Raw genomic sequence first — 17,357 nt, forward strand, 5'->3', positions numbered from 1 at the left:
CGAGGAGCGGGTCATGTCTTCTGCATTGAAGGTGGTTGCATTGGTCGGGTCACCGACGAGTTCGGCGACGTCGCGCACGCTGTTGCTGGTGCGACATCTGCTGGAGGCGCTGCAGCAGCGGGTGCATGCCAGCGTGGAGCTGGTAGAGCTGGCGCCGATCGCGCGCGCGCTGGGGCAGTCGCTGTCGCGCGACGAAGCTGAGCCATCAGTGGAGCAGGCGCTGCAGGCCATCGAGGCCGCCGGGCTGCTGGTGGTGGCAGTGCCGGTCTATCGCGGCTCGTATCCCGGGTTGTTCAAGCACCTGGTCGACTTCATCGGGCTGGAGGCGCTGGTGGATGTGCCGGTACTGCTGGCGGCAACCGGCGGCAGCGAGCGACATGCGCTGGTGATCGACCACCAGCTGCGGCCGTTGTTCAGTTTCCTGCAGGCGCACACGCTGCCGATCGGGGTGTATGCCACACCGGCCGACTTCGAGGGCGAGCACATCAGCAGTGCGGCCCTGCAGGCGCGGATCGCACTGGCGACCGAACGTGCGGCTGGGCATCTGGCGGCACGGGCACTGGCCGTGCCGGTGCCATTGCGGCGAATCGCATAGCACCTGAGGAAGCAGGAATAACCAGCAGCAGTCTGCTTATGGCGACGCCGCATCTGCGTGGCCGGATCTGACCGCCGATTGTCGCCAGGCGTCGCTGCTGCGGCTGCCGGCGTCTCTAGCATCGATATTGAAGCGGCATCGCATTGCCGGCCCAGATGAGGACGACTCCAGTGACTTTCGACGCAGCAAGCAAACCCATCCTGTTCCTGCTCGACCGTGAGTTCGAGGACGGCCAGATTCCCGGCCAGCGTTTCTTCTGCCGGCACAGCCTGTTGCTGGAGGGCGCGCTGTCGAGCATTGACGGCCTGGACGCGCAGCTGGACGTGCGTCGCATCGGCTTCGCACGGCCGCGCCGCGAGGTGATCGCAGAGATTGGCGAGCAGGACCAGTCGCTGCCGAAGCTGGTGCTGCCGCAGGGCGTGCGCAGCGAACTTGCCAGTGGCGCCCATCAGGACCGCCAGTACATCTCTGGTGCCGAGCCGATCCTGGCCGCGCTGAACGGCTTGCTCGGCATTCCCGTGGCCCACCCCTGAGCGAGGACGCGACCATGAGTTATCAGATCAGCGTGCTGGACAAGAGCCCGGTGGCCGAAGGCGCCTCGCCAGAGCAGGCGCTGCGCAACAGCCTGCAGCTGGCGCAGCGCGCCGAGCAGCTGGGCTACCACCGCTATTGGTTTGCCGAGCACCATGCCGCACCGACGCTGGCCAGCCCTGCACCGGAAGTGCTGGCAGCCTGGGTGCTGGCACAGACCCGCCGCATCCGCATCGGCAGCGGTGGGGTGATGCTGCGCCACTATGCGCCCTACAAAGTGGCGGAGAACTTCAACCTGCTGTCAGCGCTGGCGCCGGGACGGGTGGATCTGGGCGTGGGCAAGGCGCCCGGCGGCCTGCCGGCATCGACCGCTGCGCTGGCGGCCGGGAGGCCGGCGTTCGCCGACTTCGACCAGCAACTGCGCGATCTGGAGGGCTATCTTTCCGGTGCCGATACCGAGGCGCTTGCCCGGCCGGTTCCGCAGCAGGCGCCGGAGCGCTTCCTGCTCGGCGCCAGCCCGCAGAGCGCGCAGCAGGCGGCCGAGCTGGGCTGGCGCTTCGTCTACGCAGCGCACTTCGATGGTGACCCGAAGCACATTGAGGCGGCATTCAATGCCTACCGCAGCGTCTCCACCCAGCCACCGCTGCTGGCCACGGTGGCCTTCGCCGCGCCGACGGCCGAAGCCGCGGCGCGTCATATCGGTGCGCTGCGCGTCTACAAGCTGCACCTTGGTTCCGGCCAGGCCGTAAACCTGCCCAGCCCCGAGGCGGCTGCAGAGTACGCGCGCCAGGTGGGCGTGGCGGACTTCCGCATCGAGGAAACCCGCCCGAGCGTTTTGTCCGGTGATGCGCAGCACGTCCGTGACGAACTGGATGCGCTGCACCGGCGCTTCGGCGTGGGCGAGTTCATCCTCGACGCGCCAGTGGCCGACCTCGACGCGCGCCTGACATCCCTTGAACTGCTGTCGCCCGCACCGCGCGCGGCGGTGGCCTGACCTGCAGGAGCGATTCCCATGAGCACCCCGCGCCACATTCCGTTCGGCATCATGCTGCAGGGCCCTGGCAGCCACATGCATGCCTGGAAGCATCCGTCCAACCCAGCCGATGCCAGCGTCAACCTGCAGTTCTACGTCGACATCGCTCGCACCGCCGAGGACAACGGCATCGCCTTCGGCTTCGTGGCCGACGGCCTGTACGTCAACGAGAAGTCGATCCCGCACTTCCTCAACCGCTTCGAGCCGATCTCGCTGCTGTCGGCGCTGGCGACCGCGACGAAGAAGATCGGCCTGGCGGGCACGCTGTCGACCTCGTACAGCGACCCGTTCACCGTGGCCCGCCAGTTCGCCTCGCTGGACCTGCTCAGCGGCGGCCGCGCCGGTTGGAACGTGGTGACCTCGCCACTGGAGGGCTCGGGCCGCAACTACGGCCGCCCACACCCCGAGCATGCACTGCGCTACCAGATCGCCGACGAGTATCTGGAGGTGGTGCAGGGGCTGTGGGATTCCTGGGATGACGATGCCTTCGTGCGTGAGCGCGACAGTGGCACGTTCTTCGCACCGGATAAGTTCCGTCGGCTCGACCACAAGGGCCGCTTCTTCCAGGTGGAGGGGCCGCTCAACATCCAGCGTTCGCCGCAGGGCCAGCCGGTGATCTTCCAGGCCGGGTCGTCCGATGATGGCATCGCGCTGGCTGGCAAATATGCGGATGCGGTGTTTACGCATTCGCCATCGCTGGAAGAAACCCGCGCGTTCACCCAGAAGGTCAAGAACTCGGCGATCGCGCATGGGCGTAGCGGCAATGACGTGAAGATCTTCCCGGGCATTGGCCCCATCGTCGGCCGCACTGCCGAGGAGGCCGAGGCCAAGTACCAGGCGATTGCTGCGCTGGCCACGTTGGAAGATGCGCTGGCCTATCTCGGCCGCTTCTTCGATCACCACGATTTCAGCCAGTACGACCCGGATGCGCCGTTCCCGGAGCTGGGTGACATCGGCAGCAACGCGTTCCGTTCCACCACCGACCGCATCAAGCAGGATGCACGTGAGAAGGGCCTGAGCCTGCGACAGGTGGCGCTGGAAGCGGTGAGCCCACGGCCGAACTTCATCGGTACGCCGGAGCACGTGGCCGATGAGCTGATCCGTTGGTTCGACGCCGGTGCCAGCGACGGCTTCATCCTTGGTTTCGCCGCACAGCGCGAAGGCCTGGACGATTTCGTGACCCTGGTGCTGCCGATCCTGCAGGCGCGCGGTTACCACCAGCGCGAGCTGGAAGGACACACCCTGCGCGAGCATCTGGGCCTGCCGTACAAGGCCAGCCGTCATTCGACCGACGCCGAGCCGGCGCGGAAGGCGGGGTAAGGCGATGAGCGGAGAATCCGCAGTAGCGCCGGGCCATGCCCGGCGGAATTCCCAAGCGACGGGCATAGTGCCCGAAATCGCGGCGCGCGCCGAGGCGGCCATCGCGATCCGCCATGACCTGCACCGGCACCCGGAGCTGGCCTTCGAGGAGCACCGCACCAGCGCACGCGTGGCCGAGCTGTTGCAGCAGTGGGGCTACGAGGTCATCACCGGCCTCGGTGGCACCGGCGTGGTCGGCACGCTGCAACGCGGGCAGGGTAGTCGCCGCCTCGGCCTGCGCGCCGACATCGATGCACTGCCGATCCACGAGGATTCCGGGCTGGCCTATGCCAGCCAGACCGATGGGTTGATGCACGCCTGCGGCCACGATGGGCACACCGCCATCCTGCTGTCTGCGGCGCACTACCTCGCCCATCACGGTCGCATCGACGGCACCCTGCAGCTGGTGTTCCAGCCGGCCGAGGAAACCGGTTCGGGCGCTTCGAAGATGATCGCCGATGGCCTGTTCGAACGCTTCCCGGTGGATGCGATCTATGGCCTGCACAACTGGCCGGGCGTGCCTGTCGGCCACTTCGGCTTCGTCGATGGCCCGGCGATGGCGTCGGTGGACTGGGCGCGGCTGAAGGTGATCGGCAAGGGCGGCCACGGTGCCGAGCCGCAGGGCAGCGTCGACCCGATCCTGGTGGCAGCGCACATCGTCACCGCGCTGCAGAGCGTTGTCTCGCGCAATGTGGATCCACGGCAGATGGGCGTGGTCACCGTCGGTTCGATCCACGGCGGGCAGGCCGCCAACGTGATTCCAGACGTGGTGGAGCTGAAGCTGACCGTGCGCGCCTACCTGCCGGAAGTGCGCGATACGCTGCGGCGGCGGGTCACCGAAATCGCCGAGCAGACCGCTGCCGCGTTCGGCGCACGCGCCGAGATCGAGTTCCCGCGCGGCTTCCCCAGCGTGATCAACCACCCTGAGCAGACTGCCTATATCCGCGAGGTGGCCGTACGTGGCTTTGGCGCGGAACAGGTGGTGCCCGAATTCGCACCGCGCACCGCCAGTGAGGATTTTGCGTTCCTGCTGCAGGCACGGCCGGGCAGCTTCGTGTTTGTCGGCAACGGCGACAGCGCACCGCTGCACAGCCCGCGCTATGTGTTCAACGACGCCGCCATTGCACCCGCCGCCAGCCTGTGGGCGCGGCTGGCTGAAGACTATCTGGTGAAGGACGCAGCATGAGCAGCAACGAACGCTTCCTCTACACCTCGGTGGACGATCCACTGGCGCAGCCCCTGTTCGATGGCCTGGAGCAGGAGTACGACAGCCGTTACGCCGACGTGCGCCGACGCATCGGCGGCAGCGCCCGTGAGGAACTGCAGCGCTACCCGGCGCAGGCCTTTGCTGCCCCGGTAGGGGCGTTCGTGCTGCTGCTGCGCGATAGTGTGGCGATCTCCGGCGGCGCCTTCATGCCACACCGGGATCCGGACACCGCCGAGTTCAAGCGCATCTGGACGCTGCCGGGACTACGCCGCCAGGGCATCGCGCGGCGCGTGCTGCAGGAACTGGAAGACCAAGCGGCGCGGCAAGGGTATCGGCGGGTGTTCCTGACGACCGGCTTCCGCCAGCCTGAAGCGGTCGGCCTGTACCTCAGCCACGGCTACACCGCGCTGTTCGACCTGCAGGCCGATCCGGAATCCATCGCGCATCTGCCGTTCGAGAAGCACCTGAGCGTATCGGCGCCGGCCGTAGTGCCATCACAGGCCGTGCTGCATGGAGCCCACGCATGAGCACGCCTTCGACCGCGCTGGATGGCATTGCCGCACGTCCGGCACCAGCACCAGCGTTGAAGATCGTGCCGGCCCGGCATCCGCTGCAGGTGTTCGGCACGTTGCTGGCGCTGGCGCTGATCCTGATCGGCCTGCAATCCGTGCTGGGCAATCCACGCTGGGGCTGGGGCACGTTCGCCGAGTGGTTCTTCGCGCGCCCGGTGCTGGAAGGCCTGGGCCGTACGTTGTTGCTGACCGCACTCGGTACCGGCCTGGGTTTCGCGCTGGGTACCTTGCTGGCGTTGGCCCGCGTGTCCGGCTCGCCGCTGCTGTCGGCGGTGTCGTGGGGCTATGTGTGGTTGTTCCGTTCGATTCCGTTGCTGGTGTTGTTGCTGCTGCTGAACAACCTGGGCTACCTGTACAGCACCATCGAGCTGGGCGTACCGTTTACCGGCATCAGCCTGTTCTCGTACCCGACCACGCAGCTGATCGGTGTGTTCACTGCCGCAGTGCTGGGCCTTACGTTGAACCAGGCCGCGTTCTCGGCCGAGGTGATCCGCGGTGGCATTCTCTCGGTCGATCACGGCCAGTACGAGGCTGCGGCCGCGCTTGGCCTGCCGCGTGGTCGCCAGGTGCGCCGCATCATTCTGCCGCAGGCGATGCGCTCGATCCTGCCGGCCGCGTTCAACGATGTGATCGGTCTGGCCAAGAGCACGTCGGTGGTCTACGTATTGGCGCTGCCGGAGCTGTTCTACACGGTGCAGGTGATCTACCGGCGCAACCTGGAAGTGGTGCCGCTGCTGATGGTGGCCACGGTCTGGTACCTGGTGATCCTGACCGTGCTGTCGCTGTTGCAGCGGCGCGTGGAGCAGCGCTTTGCGCGCGGCCAGCTGCAGCGTGAGCGCTCGGTGTCGCGTGTCTCGTCGCCGACGCGCGCCGCAGGTGAGGCTGCATCGCGCGTGGCCAACCGCCCTCGCGTCGCTGCGCAGGTGGAAGCGGGCGAGGGCGCATCGGTGTCGCTGCATGGCGTAGGCAAGCTGTTCGGCGACCAGCCGGTGCTGGAAGACGTGAACCTGGACCTGCGCGCGGGCAGCGTGACGGTGCTGATCGGCCCTTCGGGCGCCGGCAAGTCCACGCTGCTGCGCCTGATCAACCACCTGGAACGTGCTGACAGCGGCTACGTGACCGTGGGCGACCAGTTGATCGGCTACCGCCGCGATGGCGACACCCTGTACGAGCTGCCGGAGCGCGAGATCCGCCGCCGTCGTGCCGAAGTGGGCATGGTGTTCCAGGGCTTCAACCTGTTCCCGCACCTGACCGCGCTGGAGAACATCATCGAAGCACCGATCGCGGTGCGTGGCGTGACGCGCGCGCAGGCCGAGCAGCAGGCGCGCACGCTGCTGGAACGGGTCGGCCTGGCCGAAAAGGCCGATGCCTTCCCGCGCCAGCTGTCCGGTGGCCAGCAGCAGCGCATCGCGATCGCCCGCGCGCTGGCACTGCAGCCGAAGGTGCTGCTGTTCGACGAACCCACGTCGGCGCTGGACCCGGAACTGGTGGCCGAGGTGCTGAGCGTGATCGAGGAACTCGCCCGTTCCGGCACCACGCTGGTGATCGTCACCCATGAGCTGAGCTTCGCCCGCCGCGTGGCCGACCACGTGGTGATGATGGACCAGGGGCGGGTGATCGAGCAGGGCACGCCCGAGGCGCTGTTCGAACGTCCGCGCCAGCAACGCACCGCCGATTTCCTGGCCACGACCCTGTAACCCCGGAAGGAAGACCATGAGCCCTGCAGCACCGCGTCGCCCCTCACGCAGCACCCTGTTGATCGTGGGCGTGCTGGTCATCGGCATCGCCGGCATCGTCTATTCGCGCGTGCGCCAGGCACCGGATGCCGGCACCGTGGCCGCAACCAGCCTGGCGAGTGCGAACACCACCATCCTGAAGGGCACGCTCGATCCGAAGGCGCAGGCGTTGATCCCGGCTGACTATCGCTTTGTCGCGCCCGGTACGTTCACCGTGGCCACCCATCCGGGGCAGCTGCCGCTGGCTGACTACGGCGCCGACAGCAAGGACGTGGTCGGTATCGAGCCGGACATCGCACGGCTGATTGCCGATGGGCTGGGCCTGAAGCTGGTGATCGTGCCGGTGGCGTGGGCCGACTGGCCGCTGGGGCTGGAATCAGGCAAGTACGATGCGGTGCTGTCGAACGTGACCGTCACCGAGGAGCGCAAGAAGAAATTCGATTTCTCCAGCTACCGTTACGATCTGCTCGGCATCTATACGCGCACTGATGGGCCGATCCAGAAGATCGAAAAGCCGGCCGACGTGGCCGGGTTGAAGGTGGTGGTCGGTGCCAGCACCAACCAGGACCAGATCCTGCGGCAGTGGGACCAGCAGAACATCGCCGCTGGCTTGAAGCCGGTGGAGTACCAGTACTTCGATGATGCCGTGGTGGGGCGGCTGGCGGTGATCACCGGCCGTGCCGATGTCTCGTTCGAGCCCAACGCCACCGGCGCGTACTCGGCACGCGATGGCAAAGTGCGGCGCGTCGGCCTGTTCCCCGGTGGCTGGCCGAATGCTGCAGCGATCTCGGTGACCACGCGCAAAGGCAGTGGCCTGGCCGATGCGGTGACACAGGCATTGAATGCCCAGATTGGCAGCGGCACCTACGCGCAGGCACTGGCACGCTGGAACGTGGCCGAAGAAGCCGTGCCACAGTCGCAGACCAACCCGCCGGGATTGCCGACGCTCTGACCCCGGGTACGGCCCGGCGCTATTCTGTCGGGCCGGGCGACGCCCGGCTGCGTTACCAACGCGCCTCCAGCGCGCGGAAAGGCTTCGCCAACCGCACACCCTCGGCATCGAACGTCGTGATCGAACGCCCATCCACCCGCACCGTCTTCGGCACCCTGCGCTGCGGCCACCAGACCTTCACCGCCGTTCCGCCGCGCAGCCCCTCGCCAAGCGCCACCGTCAGCACCCCGTCGCGCTGCCGCGCCTGCATCTGCAGCGTGCCATAGGCGGTCGGCAGCCGCTCCACCGCCAACCCTTCGCCAGCAACCCACGACGGCGGTGTGCCCGGCAGCAATGACAACGCATCATCGTCCTCGCGCATCAGCATGCCGAACAGCGTGCGGCCGTACTCGGCGCCGATCCAGGTATGCGGCATGTCGCCGAGGTAGCGCGGGAAGCGCAGGCGGGAGTGCACGACCTCGGCCAGGACCTGCCACTCAAGCGGGCGCCGATCATGCAGCAGCCCCTGCAGCAGCTCATCGGCCACCTGTGGCTGGCCCAAGTGCACATAGCTCAGCACATTGCGGATTTCGTAGGGCGTGTAGGCGTACAGCGCGCCGGGCTGGTTGCGCTTGCGCACATCGTCCAGGTAGCGGGCGAAGGTAGTCCGCAGTGCGTCGGCAGGCAATACGCTCTGCGCGCCGGTCGGGTCCAGCGCGATCGATACGCCGGTCGGATCGCCGTCGCCCAGGTCGGCCGAGGAAGGAATGAAGTCAATACCCTTCCACGCCATCGTTGCGCGGATCGAGGCATGCAGTGCGTCGTACAGCGCTTTGTACTGCTCGCGCGCCCAGCGTGCGGTTTCGTGGTCGCCCAGCGCCTCGGCCAGCCACGCGCCGTCGTGCCAGCCCTTCAGGCCCCAGTAGTCATCCCAGTAGCTGTGGGTGGGCGACGGATAGCCCTCATGGCTGATCGAGGGGGCAAGGATGCCGGCGAAGCGCTCCGGCGCCGGCTGATCGGCTTTGTATCCGGGTACCAGGGTGCGCTCGCGTAGCTCCTGCAGGAAACGCAGCGCCGCTTTCACTTTCGGCAGGTAGTCACGCACCGATTCGGGTCCGCCATCGAGGCGGGCGACATCGGCCACCAGCGCCACGTACTGACCCTGGCTGTCGTACTCGATGTCCGAACCGAAACCCGTATTGACGCTGCCATCGTCGTTGAGGATCGGCGAGACCAGGCCGTTGGCATGCACGCCGTGCTCGCTGTACCAGGCCAGGTAGTCGCGCGCGACCTTGGCCTCGCCCATGCGCAGCAGCACTGCCGAGGTGGCCATGCCATCGCGGATGAACGAGCGGTTGTAGTTGCGCGGGCCCGGCTGCATGGCTGGGCCGGTCTGGTTGATCAGCATGTAGGCGGCCTGCGCGCGCAGCATGTCCACCAGTGATGGATCAGGCAGGCGCAGCCCGACCCCGCCCAGACGTCCCTGCCAGTCTGCGGAGGCCTGGTTGGCCAAGGTGTCGAAGGCATCGTTGCCGTCGCGAGGCAGCGAGGAAAGGTCGAGCGCGGGGGGCTCCGGCAGCGCGCCGTTGGCATCGGCAGCGGCGGTGCCGAGTGGGAACGCCACCACCACCGCATCGCTGGCACCGGGCGCGAGGCGGATCCGGTAGCTCAATGCGGCCGCGGCCAGTCCTTGCTCATCGCGTGCCTGCTGGGTGGCAGGCAGACGCCCGGCTGCGATGCCGGCGGTGATTTCCGTTGCACCTTCGGTGCCGAACGGCGCGGCGCCGGCAGCATCCACCGGCGTGAGCGAGCGCAGCAGCGTGCGGCCGTTGACGCGCACCGTGTTGGCTTCGACGGCGACCTCGCGGATCGGCGACAGCCCGCCGTTTTGCCACGGCGGGTTCATCTGCATCGGTCGTACCGCCAGGGTCAGCGTGCCGTCGATCGCGGTGGCGCCGGTGTTGCGCAGGCGATGACGCACCAAGGTGACCGGCTGTCCGTTGCGTTCGATGGCGAAGGCCTCGCTGCGTAGTTCCAGTCCCGGCTGCGGTGCCCACGTGGCGGACGGCATCGGCTTCCAGCCGTCGCGCAGCGCGTGCTGCACCTTCTGCCCCGCGGCCCCGGCTGCGCTGCCATCGGCATTGCGCCAGATTGGCTGCACCAGCGGTGCGCCCTTGAAGGCCTCAATGTTGCCGTACTCGTCGAAGATCGACTTCTGCCGGCCCGCGTGCACGCCGACCGCAGTCCAGTAGGTCTGCTGCATCTGCAGCGATGCCGGGAACAACGCACGCTGCGCGCCGCTGGCAGCGATCTGGTACCGCTTCATCGGCGTCATCACGGCTTTCGGGCCAAGCAGGCGCAGGCGCGTGATCTGCGGTGCAGCGCCGTCCACGCTCAGGCGGAACGCACGTACAGGCTGTGCCGTGTCAGCAGCCAGCCAGCTCTGCCGATGGCTGGCCGCCTGTGCATCGTGTGCGAGATCCTGCCAGCGGCCCTGTGCGTCCTGCACCTGCAAGCGGGCGACGCCGCGCCCGCCATCGGCCCAGTCGACCGCGAGACCGGCCGTGGACTGGGCGCGAGGCAGCATGATCTCGAGTGTATGGGATCCACCTTTTCCAGCTGGAACCGCGACGGTGCCGCCACCCTGCCAGAGCGTCGCCGCCTGCGTTGCATCGACACCGCTGATGCGTGCGCTGAGCGTGCTGTCCAGAGGTTCCATCTCGAAGATCGACACGCCCCAGTCGGACGTGCGCTGCGGGCTGGCCAACCGCAGGAAGCGCGCCTGGCGTGGCGCGAAGTACAACGTTTCCACGTCGCCCAGCGAATCGGTCATGGTGTACGCGGTCTGCCACTGCGTGCCGTCCAGCGAGGTCTGTAGTGAATACCCTTCTGGATTGGAGACATCCCAGGTGATCCGTGCGCCCGCCAGCATCGTCGGTGCACCCAGATCGATCTGGAACCAGTGGCCCGGACTGAAGGCACCGCCGGTGACGGTCTTGGGGTCGCCGTCGATCAGGTGGCTGATCGCCATCGCCGGTACCTGCTGCGAGGAAGCGCTGGCCTGCCATTGGCTGCGCGGCGGAAGGGTCTGTGCCTGCGCGGACGACGCCAGGGCGGCGAGCAGCAGGGGGGCGGCAGATTGCCATGGGAGAGCTGAGCGGGAGACCTTGGAGCGTTCGGCGCGTAACGTCATTACGGACAGCCTCGCAGGTTCGACCGGAATCGGGCGAGCGCTACGCTAGCAAGGTATGTAATCGGTTACATGACGCGCTGCAGCGGCGCTGGCCGTTTCTGCGTAGGCGCAGCCGAGCAGGGCTTGGCTCTACCGGGCATTGGGACGCATGACACCCCGTCACAGCATTACAACTCCACCGTCTCCCACCAGCGCGTGCCCGCCTGCGGCGCCTGCATGTCCAGCGCTTCGCCCATCATCGGCGTGGCCACCGGCACGTTCTTCGCGGCGGCCAAGGCGGTGATGCGTTCGAAGGGCTGCTGCCATGCGTGCAGGGCCAGGTCGAAGGTGCCGTTGTGGATCGGCAGCAGCCACTTGCCGCGCAGGTCCAGGTGCGCCTGCAGGGTCTGCTCGGGCTGCATGTGCACGAAGGCCCAGCGCGGGTCGTAGGCGCCGGTTTCGATCATGGTCAGGTCGAAGGGGCCGTACTTCTCACCGATGGCCTTGAAGCCGTCGAAGTAGCCAGTGTCGCCGCTGAAGAAGATGCGGAAATCGCCGTCCTGGATCACCCATGATGCCCACAGGCTGCGGTCGCTGTCGCCCAGCCCGCGACCGGAGAAGTGCTGGCCCGGGGTAGCGGTCAGGCGCAGGCCGTTGGCTTCGGTCGACTGCCACCAGTCCAGCTGTTCGACCTTGCTGGCGTCCACACCCCAGGCGATCAACTGGTCGCCCACGCCGAGCGGCGCAATGAAGCGCGCGGTCTTGCCGGCCAGCTGCATCACTGCGGCATGGTCGAGATGGTCGTAGTGGTTGTGCGAGAGGATCACGCCGGCGATCGGTGGCAGTTGGTCGATGCTGATCGGCGGCGCATGGAAGCGCGCCGGTCCCATCCACTGCACCGGCGAGGCGCGTTCGGAGAACACCGGGTCGGTCAGCCAGTACTGGCCACGCAGCTTCAGCAGGATCGTGGAGTGCCCCAACCGGAACAGGCTGCGATCCGGTGCAGCATCGAGGGTGGCGCGGTCCAGCGGCTTCACCGGAATCGGGTGAGCGGGCACGGTGCCCTTGGGCTTGTTGAACAGGAACGTCCACCAGATCTCCGCGCCGTCGCGCAGGCCCATCGCCGGCCGGGGCAGGGCATTGCGGAACTTGCCGTCGCGGTACTGCGGCGAATCGGGGAAGTCAGGGAGGGACCAGGACTTGCAGAAGGTGTAGGCGGTCACGGCGAGGATTCCAAGCAAAGGACAAGGAGCAGGCGCTTCATGGGTGACGTCCGCTGGGTACACTGCACAGTGTAGTTTCGTGTTCTTCAAAAGTACACTGGCAGGTGTAAGATGTGTAGATCCGTTCAGTTATCCGGTTCCTGCCATGCCCCGTGCCCCGCAACGCCTGACCGACCGTAAACGTGACGCCATCGTGCGCGCGGCGGTGGAGGAGTTCCGTGCATCGGGCTACGAGGCGACCAGCATGGACCGCATTGCCGAGGTGGCCGGGGTCTCCAAGCGCACCGTCTACAACCACTTCCCGAGCAAGGAGGCGCTGTTCTCGATGATCCTGGAGGAGCTGTGGGAGCGCAGCGTGGCCAGTGATGCGCTGCCGTACCGCGCCGATCTGCCGTTGCAGACGCAGTTGATGCAGCTGCTGGGGCAGAAGCTGGAGCTGCTCAGTGACGCCAACTTCATCGACTTGGCGCGGGTCGCGATGGCCGAGATCATCCACTCACCGGAACGTGCGCAGGCCATCGTCTGCCGCATGGGCGAGAAGGAAAGCGGCGAGAGTGCGTGGATCCGCGCGGCAATCTCCGATGGCCGACTGCGCGAAGTCGATCCGGAGTTCGCCGGCCACCAGCTGCACGGGTTGGTGAAGAGCTTCGCGTTCTGGCCGCAGGTGACGATGGGGCAGCCACCGTTGAACGCGCAGGAACGCGCGCGGGTGGCCGAATCGGCGGTGGCCATGTTCCTGGGTTTCTACGCGGCCTAGTTGGCGGCGAAGCGACGGAACTCGTCGGCCGGAAGCGCTGCCGAGTACAGGTAGCCCTGGCCGACATCGACCCCCAGTGCGCGCAGTTGCTGTTCCTGCGCCAGGGTTTCAGTACCTTCGGCCACCACGATCGCACCGCAGCGGTGCGCGACTTCGACGATGAAGCGCACGATCGACTGCGACTTGGCATCGGACAGTGTGGCGATCAACGCCTGTTCGATCTTGACCTCGGCGATGGCCAGCTGCGAAAGCAGGATCAGGGTCGAATAGCCCGCGCCGAAATCATCCAGCGACAGGGTGACCCCGGCCGCCAGCAGCTGTGCGATGTTGGCATCGACCACGTCGCGCTCGACGATCTCGGTCCACTCGACGATCTCCAGCCGCAGCATCGCACCGGGGATGCCGCGTAACTGCAGCAGCTCCTGCAGGCGCAGACCGAAGTCGGGCAGGCGCAGGGATTCGGCTGACACATTGACCGCAATGGTCAGCGCCGCGCCGTCCTGCTGGAAGTGCTGCAGGAAGTGCACCGCCGACTGCAGCGTGGCCCACTCCAGGTCCGCAAGCCGGCCCTGCCGGCGCAGCAGCGAGATCACCCGCATCGGCGCGATCAGCCGGCCCTCGCTGTCGCGCATGCGCAGCAGTGCTTCGGCGCCGACCAGCTGGCGGTCCTGCAGGCGATGCTTGGGCTGATAACACAGCGGCGCGTCCCCCTGCTGCAGCCAGCGCTCGAGCGCGACCTCGATCAGCGCATCGATTTCACTGTCGCGCTGGATCGGGTCATCGAAGAACACGACGCCGGATTCGATCGCACTCAGCGCCACGGTGATTGCCCGGAAAGGCAGGTGGCCATCGTCTGCGGCGGCCGGTGGCTTCAGTTCGACCACGGCACAGCGGAACAGCGGCCGGAAGCCGGGCCAATCGCGGCCGACCCGATCGGCCAGGTTGCTGGCCAGCTCGGTGATCTGCGGCTGCGTGCGCAGTTCGGACAGCGACAGGTCACGTACCAGAATTGCCAGCGCGGCATCACCGAACTGGTAGATCTCCAGTTGCCCGGCCGGCAGCGAGGGCAGCAGCCGATGCACCTCGTCGGTGCTGTCGCGCTGCCACAGGCCGTTGTCCTGCAGCGGCCCATAGCGCAGGCGCAGATCGCGCAGGTTGCCCATTTCGGCCACGATCAGGCAGGCTTTGCCGATGCCGTCGTTGTCGCGCCAGTAGTGCTGCAGGCGCTCGCCGAGCGCACGCATGTTGGGCAGGCCGCTGATCGGGTCGATACGCAGCCAGGCCTGCTCGCGCTGGCGCTGGACGTCGATCTGCGCGTCGTTGTAGACCAATGCGAACACCGCGCCCAGCATCAGCAGCGAGACCGGCAGCGCCAGCAGGCGCTGGATCGCCAGTTCAGCCACCGGCAGCTGATCGGCGCCGATGATCGCCACGCCCAGTGCCAGGCCCAGCGCAGTCACGCCGATGCGCACACCCCAGGCCTGCAGGATCATGCGCAGCGAGAGTTCGTTGAGCATGCGCGGGTGCAGGCGCCTGCGCAGCCAGATGCCGGCCAGCATCTGCAGCAGGGATTCCAGGCCGGCAGGCAGGAAGAACTGGGCGCCGGCGAACTGGTAGCGGGCCAGCAGGCTGGCGGCCAGGCAGGTCAGGCCGCCACGCCAACCGCCGAGCAGGCCACTGACCAGCAGGATGTCGAAGCCGAGGTGCAGCTTGACCACGCCCTGGCTATAGCGGGCCACGAACCAGGAATTGAACAGGTAGATCAGGCCCAGTGCCACGCCCACATACAGGCGACGGCCTTCAATGGCATGGCCGGCGCGACGGGTGGCGATCAGCAGCACGCCGATCATGCCGATCACGGCCGTGGCCTGCAGCAGGTACAGCGGCAGGCTGGGCAGGGCGCTGTCCAGGACCTGGGCCGAGACCCGTGAAAGCGCATCCATAGCAGGTTCCCGCCTGTGACCGACGGCCAGTGACGAGCAGGGTAAACCACGGCCGCGCGCGCGGCCACTGATGCTGCCCGGCGTCGCCCGCCCGGGTCAGTAGCGCGGGTCGGCGATGGCCGGCAGCACCAGTTCGCGCACGAAGCCGGACGGTGACAGCTGCAGCAACGCGCGCACCATCGCAACGACGTCGTGCACCGGCACCAGCTCGCCGTCGCCGCGTGCTGCGGCCTCTTCCACCGGCACCGACAGTGCATCGTCGGTGTTGAGGTAGCCCAGCTGCAGGCTGGTCACCGCCAGGCGGCGATCGCGGAAGCCCTCACGCAGTGCATCGGCGATGCCGTTGAGCGCGAACTTGGATGCGCCGAACGCCACTTCCGGGCGGCCGCTGCGTGGCAGTGCCGAGGTCGAGCCGGTCAGCACCAGCTGCGGGCGTGGTGCGCCCAGCACCCGCGGCAACAGGCGCTGCAGTAGCACCAGGGTGGCGGTGATGTTGACGTCGACCAGTTGGGTGAGCGAGGCATCGGTTTCGTCGAGGAAGGCGTACTCGTCGCTGAAGGCGGTCTGTTCCCAGATGCCCAGGTTGTGGATCAGCACATCCAGATCAGCAGGTGCCTGCGCCGCGATCTGATTGGCCGCCAGGGTGGGCTGGGACAGATCGGCTTTGATCCACTGCAGGGTGACGCCCTCGGGGCATTCAATATCGCGCGGTCGGTTGCGTGAAACGCCGATGACGGTGTCGCCTGCACTGCACAGGCCTTCCACGAACGCCCGACCGAGGCCCCTGCTGGCGCCGATGACCATCAATTTCATGTTGCTTCCTTGTTGTACTACGGCGGCCTCAGTCGGCCGCCAGAACGGTGTCCCAATCGGCGAACGCACGCAGGCCGCTGCGTTCGGCGGTAATGATCGAGGCGGTGTTGTCGAGCTGGCAACGGTACTGCGGCTGCAGCCCGGCCGTCTGTGCGGACATGGCCATGGCGCGTACCAGCTGGCGCGCGTGCCCGCGACCGCGGGCTTCGGGAAGGGTCAGCACGCCCATGTCGGCCAGGGCTGGATCCAGGCTCCACGGGTACATGCTTCCCGCGGCAACCAGCCGCTCGCCATCGAAGGCGCCGAACACCTGCCAGTGGTCCAGCTCGACCCAGGCGGCATCCAGATCCTCCTCGCTCGCGCTGGCCTGGAACCCGTCGAACGCGGCTGCGTCGGCCGGGCCAAGACGCCGGATACATGGCGGTGCAGGGCACTCGGCCAGGGCCGCAAGTTCTGCGGCGGGGAAGTAGAAGACGCGATCTGCGCCATGCGTGCGCTGGCCGAGCTGCTGCAGGCGCAGTTGCAGCTGCGGGAGCGTCCAGTGCGGCTGCGCGTGCAGTTGCAGGCGAGCGGCCAGGGCCGGGCGCAGCAGTGCGCGCGCGGGGCCCGCGACCGGCTGCAGCAGCATGCCGTCCTCGCCCTCATCGAAATCATCGCTGCACGCCAACTGCAGCAGTGGATCATCCTGCATCATGCGCTGCCCGGAGAACACGCTGCGCCAGGTCGCATCGATTAATGGGGCAAACACATCATCCATGACCGGTGTCTCGCTCAGCGCCGGGGCAGGTCCACCTGCAGGCCGGCGGCCTTCCATTCGGGATAACCGGCGGCGAGCCGCTGCGCGGTCAGTCCGGCCTCGCGCAGCATCGTCACCGCGTCGTTGGACAGCACGCAGTAGGGACCGCGGCAGTACGCGACAATGTGGACGGCACGCGGCAGTTCGTCCATCCGTGCACGCAGTTCCGTAACGGGAATGTTCAGCGCGCCGGGCAGGTGACCCAGATCGAATTCCTCGCGCGGCCGCACATCCAGCAGCACCACGCTGCCGCGTTGTTCCAGCAACTGCTCGACGGTCAGGCCTTCCAGAGCATCGCGGCGCTGCAGGCTGTCGTGGATCACGCCATGCATTTCGCTGCGTTGGTGGTCGGCATAGTCGCGCAGCGCGGCCAGCAGGTTGCCCAACGGACCCTCACCACTGCGGTAGAGGATGCGCTTGCCATCGCGTCGGGTCTGAACGAGGCCGGCACGGCGCAGCTGCTGCAGATGCTGGGAGGTATTGGCCACCGACAGCCCGGTCAGTTCGGCCAGGCGTTCCACGGCGCGCTCGCCCTGGGCGATGTGCTCCAGCAGGGCCAGGCGATGGGCGTGGCCGAGCGTGCGGGCGATCTCGGCCAAGGCCTCCAGCGGTGAGGGTGGTGGCTCTGTTGCAGCGTTCATGCGGGCCACGCTAGCATCGCTCTATCATTCAAGCAAATAATTGAAGGT

15 protein-coding genes are annotated in these 17,357 nt (G+C 67.3%); 9 read left to right on the top strand and 6 right to left on the bottom strand.

Translation table 11 applies throughout. The annotated features are described in order from the left end of the window. The first annotated feature begins 13 nt into the window (after positions 1 to 13). From msuE to ACYKG1_RS09110, 8 genes are all read left to right on the top strand, one after another. Positions 14 to 595 (top strand): FMN reductase, encoded by a 582-nt coding sequence (msuE, locus tag ACYKG1_RS09075; RefSeq protein WP_478472444.1) that lies wholly within the window; start codon positions 14 to 16, stop codon positions 593 to 595. 155 nt (positions 596 to 750) lie between these two features. Further along, on the top strand, positions 751 to 1,128 hold the full coding sequence (locus tag ACYKG1_RS09080) for a DUF3088 family protein (protein WP_219626372.1): 378 nt from the start codon (positions 751 to 753) through the stop codon (positions 1,126 to 1,128). Between the two features lie 14 nt (positions 1,129 to 1,142). Then, positions 1,143 to 2,120 carry an MsnO8 family LLM class oxidoreductase gene (locus ACYKG1_RS09085; protein WP_478472445.1) on the top strand — a complete coding sequence of 326 codons (978 nt, stop codon included), beginning with the start codon at positions 1,143 to 1,145 and terminating at the stop codon, positions 2,118 to 2,120. A gap of 18 nt (positions 2,121 to 2,138) precedes the next feature. Beyond that, positions 2,139 to 3,479 (top strand): LLM class flavin-dependent oxidoreductase, encoded by a 1,341-nt coding sequence (locus ACYKG1_RS09090; protein WP_478472446.1) that lies wholly within the window; start codon positions 2,139 to 2,141, stop codon positions 3,477 to 3,479. 4 nt (positions 3,480 to 3,483) lie between these two features. Beyond that, positions 3,484 to 4,704, top strand: coding sequence for a M20 aminoacylase family protein (locus tag ACYKG1_RS09095; protein ID WP_478472447.1), 1,221 nt, complete (start codon positions 3,484 to 3,486; stop codon positions 4,702 to 4,704). Continuing rightward, on the top strand, positions 4,701 to 5,252 hold the full coding sequence (locus ACYKG1_RS09100; protein WP_478472449.1) for a GNAT family N-acetyltransferase: 552 nt from the start codon (positions 4,701 to 4,703) through the stop codon (positions 5,250 to 5,252). The genes ACYKG1_RS09095 and ACYKG1_RS09100 overlap by 4 nt, the downstream gene beginning before the upstream one ends. Next, on the top strand, positions 5,249 to 6,994 hold the full coding sequence (locus tag ACYKG1_RS09105) for an amino acid ABC transporter permease/ATP-binding protein (protein WP_478472450.1): 1,746 nt from the start codon (positions 5,249 to 5,251) through the stop codon (positions 6,992 to 6,994). Before ACYKG1_RS09100 ends, ACYKG1_RS09105 begins: the two co-directional genes overlap by 4 nt. A 16-nt stretch (positions 6,995 to 7,010) precedes the next feature. Next, complete coding sequence (locus ACYKG1_RS09110; protein ID WP_478472452.1) at positions 7,011 to 7,985, top strand: ABC transporter substrate-binding protein; 975 nt, start codon at positions 7,011 to 7,013, stop codon at positions 7,983 to 7,985. A 52-nt stretch (positions 7,986 to 8,037) separates the two neighbouring features. Here ACYKG1_RS09110 and ACYKG1_RS09115 read toward each other — a convergent pair whose 3' ends face one another. Together ACYKG1_RS09115 and ACYKG1_RS09120 are read right to left on the bottom strand one after the other, a co-directional pair. Continuing rightward, the gene (locus ACYKG1_RS09115; protein ID WP_478472454.1) at positions 8,038 to 11,157 is read right to left on the bottom strand and encodes a galactose-binding domain-containing protein; all 3,120 of its coding nucleotides are present in this window, start codon (positions 11,155 to 11,157) and stop codon (positions 8,038 to 8,040) included. Between the two features lie 167 nt (positions 11,158 to 11,324). Continuing rightward, complete coding sequence (locus ACYKG1_RS09120) at positions 11,325 to 12,359, bottom strand: MBL fold metallo-hydrolase (protein WP_478472455.1); 1,035 nt, start codon at positions 12,357 to 12,359, stop codon at positions 11,325 to 11,327. A gap of 145 nt (positions 12,360 to 12,504) precedes the next feature. Between ACYKG1_RS09120 and ACYKG1_RS09125 the strand changes: the two genes are divergently transcribed. Further along, positions 12,505 to 13,116: a TetR/AcrR family transcriptional regulator gene (locus ACYKG1_RS09125; protein WP_478472457.1), complete on the top strand. Its 612-nt coding sequence runs from the start codon at positions 12,505 to 12,507 to the stop codon at positions 13,114 to 13,116. Here the strand turns inward: ACYKG1_RS09125 and ACYKG1_RS09130 are convergent. The 4 genes from ACYKG1_RS09130 to ACYKG1_RS09145 form a co-directional block, all read right to left on the bottom strand. Further along, positions 13,113 to 15,059, bottom strand: a complete 1,947-nt coding sequence (locus ACYKG1_RS09130; RefSeq protein ID WP_478472458.1) for an EAL domain-containing protein — start codon at positions 15,057 to 15,059, stop codon at positions 13,113 to 13,115. The two genes, ACYKG1_RS09125 and ACYKG1_RS09130, sit on opposite strands and share 4 nt — an antisense overlap. 96 nt (positions 15,060 to 15,155) lie before the next feature. Further along, positions 15,156 to 15,872 carry an SDR family NAD(P)-dependent oxidoreductase gene (locus ACYKG1_RS09135; protein ID WP_262083834.1) on the bottom strand — a complete coding sequence of 239 codons (717 nt, stop codon included), beginning with the start codon at positions 15,870 to 15,872 and terminating at the stop codon, positions 15,156 to 15,158. A 28-nt stretch (positions 15,873 to 15,900) separates the two neighbouring features. Then, entirely contained in the window at positions 15,901 to 16,629 is a 729-nt protein-coding gene (locus ACYKG1_RS09140; RefSeq protein ID WP_478472459.1) for a GNAT family N-acetyltransferase, read from the bottom strand. Positions 16,630 to 16,643: 14 nt separating this feature from the next. Continuing rightward, positions 16,644 to 17,309: an ArsR/SmtB family transcription factor gene (locus tag ACYKG1_RS09145; protein WP_100472083.1), complete on the bottom strand. Its 666-nt coding sequence runs from the start codon at positions 17,307 to 17,309 to the stop codon at positions 16,644 to 16,646. Positions 17,310 to 17,357 lie beyond the last annotated feature (48 nt).

The organism is Stenotrophomonas sp. 85239_Sma, assembly GCF_056481725.1.

Bases quoted from the DNA above. Each gene is read 5' to 3' on its own strand.
- ACYKG1_RS09105 (WP_478472450.1), top strand. From the start codon at position 5,249: ATGAGCACGCCTTCGACCGCGCTGGATGGCATTGCCGCACGTCCGGCA.
- ACYKG1_RS09135 (WP_262083834.1), bottom strand. From the start codon at position 15,872: ATGAAATTGATGGTCATCGGCGCCAGCAGGGGCCTCGGTCGGGCGTTC.
- msuE (WP_478472444.1), top strand. From the start codon at position 14: ATGTCTTCTGCATTGAAGGTGGTTGCATTGGTCGGGTCACCGACGAGT.
- ACYKG1_RS09085 (WP_478472445.1), top strand. From the start codon at position 1,143: ATGAGTTATCAGATCAGCGTGCTGGACAAGAGCCCGGTGGCCGAAGGC.
- ACYKG1_RS09130 (WP_478472458.1), bottom strand. From the start codon at position 15,059: ATGGATGCGCTTTCACGGGTCTCGGCCCAGGTCCTGGACAGCGCCCTG.
- ACYKG1_RS09125 (WP_478472457.1), top strand. From the start codon at position 12,505: ATGCCCCGTGCCCCGCAACGCCTGACCGACCGTAAACGTGACGCCATC.
- ACYKG1_RS09145 (WP_100472083.1), bottom strand. From the start codon at position 17,309: ATGAACGCTGCAACAGAGCCACCACCCTCACCGCTGGAGGCCTTGGCC.
- ACYKG1_RS09090 (WP_478472446.1), top strand. From the start codon at position 2,139: ATGAGCACCCCGCGCCACATTCCGTTCGGCATCATGCTGCAGGGCCCT.
- ACYKG1_RS09095 (WP_478472447.1), top strand. From the start codon at position 3,484: ATGAGCGGAGAATCCGCAGTAGCGCCGGGCCATGCCCGGCGGAATTCC.
- ACYKG1_RS09140 (WP_478472459.1), bottom strand. From the start codon at position 16,629: ATGGATGATGTGTTTGCCCCATTAATCGATGCGACCTGGCGCAGCGTG.
- ACYKG1_RS09115 (WP_478472454.1), bottom strand. From the start codon at position 11,157: ATGACGTTACGCGCCGAACGCTCCAAGGTCTCCCGCTCAGCTCTCCCA.
- ACYKG1_RS09100 (WP_478472449.1), top strand. From the start codon at position 4,701: ATGAGCAGCAACGAACGCTTCCTCTACACCTCGGTGGACGATCCACTG.
- ACYKG1_RS09080 (WP_219626372.1), top strand. From the start codon at position 751: ATGAGGACGACTCCAGTGACTTTCGACGCAGCAAGCAAACCCATCCTG.
- ACYKG1_RS09110 (WP_478472452.1), top strand. From the start codon at position 7,011: ATGAGCCCTGCAGCACCGCGTCGCCCCTCACGCAGCACCCTGTTGATC.